Origin of the sequence: Desulfallas sp. Bu1-1 (assembly GCF_015594625.1) — a bacterium.
Lineage (GTDB): Bacteria > Bacillota > Desulfotomaculia > Desulfotomaculales > Desulfallaceae > JADNRQ01.
This window is the reverse complement of the sequence record NZ_JADNRQ010000057.1, coordinates 1-1,173: the sequence shown is the minus strand read 5'-3', so window position 1 is coordinate 1,173 and position 1,173 is coordinate 1. Positions and strand designations below refer to the sequence as shown.

Sequence of the window (1,173 nt, the reverse complement as noted above, 5' to 3'; positions counted from 1 at the left end):
GTGCATGAGCATTCGGCAACCCGGCTATCATCGCAGTAATCCTGCATTAGACCCGTGGTTTTGCGTCCTCATCTTTCGATGAGTTTGCCTTTTTCTTAACTACCATTTATTGACTTAATAGGAGATTCGACATAATTATACTATAAAATGCTATTAAATTAACCAATCTTATTGCGAGTTATTGCGAAGAATTCCGACACAGGACTGGCCAGTAATTTTTTGATGTGGTTCCTTTGAGCCATTCGCAACGAAAATGGCTACCGGAAATATCTTGACTTATACACAAAACCAGCATACAATACGTTTAGAAAGTTCTAAACGATATAAAATAAAGAGGTTTACGATGGCCAATAATCTTGAACGCGCGCGGGATGCTTTAATTCAGGCGCTGGGACGGCAAAGCGCTTTCTGGGGGTTGGGCAAGACCGCTGGTGAAATGTATGCCGTGTTGTACCTCAGCGCGGAACCGTTGTCCCTGGAGGAGGTGGCGCGCCGGCTGCGGGTGACCAAGGGCAACATCAGCGTTGCCGTCCGGCAACTGGAACACCTGGGCCTGGTGAGGCGGTCCCGGCAAAAAGGAGACCGGCGGGTGTTTTTTGAAGCCGAAACCGACTTTTGGAAAATTACCCACTCCGTGTTGGGGTTGCGACATAAACCCGAGTTTGACCAGTCCTTCGCGCTGGTGGAGGAAAGCGCCCGGCTGGCCGGGCAGGCGAAACCATCCCCTGAACGGGAAATTGTTATTGAGCGGTTAACAGCGCTACGGGAATTTTATCAACTATTGGATAGCCTGGTGGAAACCGCCCTGGCCATGATCCCGGACCGGTTTAAAGCCATGGTGGAAATGGTTAAGCTGCTGGTTCCAGGTGACGGGCTAAAAACACCCGGCTATTGATTGGAGGTGCGCTTGATGCGGGAGCAGATTGCGGAGTGGAGCGTAGAAGGGACTAACGGCCAACCTGCTGGTTTCCGACCATCCCCCCACCGGCCGGACCCGCCTGAGCGAGTGGATTGAACAAAACAGCAGCACCCTCGGTGTTCATTACGCCTCCGAGTTAAACCGGCACTACCGGAATCCGGCTTGATTCCCGCCAATCATTAAGCGGGACCCGTGGCGCACGGTCCCAAAGCACACTTGCTGCAAACATCGCACAGTCCCAGGTCGGTAAATTG

Annotated in this window: 1 protein-coding gene and 1 riboswitch; the gene reads left to right on the top strand. The window is 51.9% G+C overall.

What is annotated here, in order from left to right:
- Positions 1-11: 11 nt before the first annotated feature.
- Positions 12-99: riboswitch (cyclic di-GMP riboswitch) on the bottom strand.
- Positions 100-343: 244 nt separating this feature from the next.
- The gene (locus tag IT084_RS17580) at positions 344-895 is read left to right on the top strand and encodes a GbsR/MarR family transcriptional regulator (protein WP_195714181.1); all 552 of its coding nucleotides are present in this window, start codon (positions 344-346) and stop codon (positions 893-895) included.
- Positions 896-1,173 lie beyond the last annotated feature (278 nt).

Excerpts from the sequence above, each read along its gene's own strand:
- IT084_RS17580 (WP_195714181.1), top strand. The coding sequence starts at position 344 with ATGGCCAATAATCTTGAACGCGCGCGGGATGCTTTAATTCAGGCGCTG.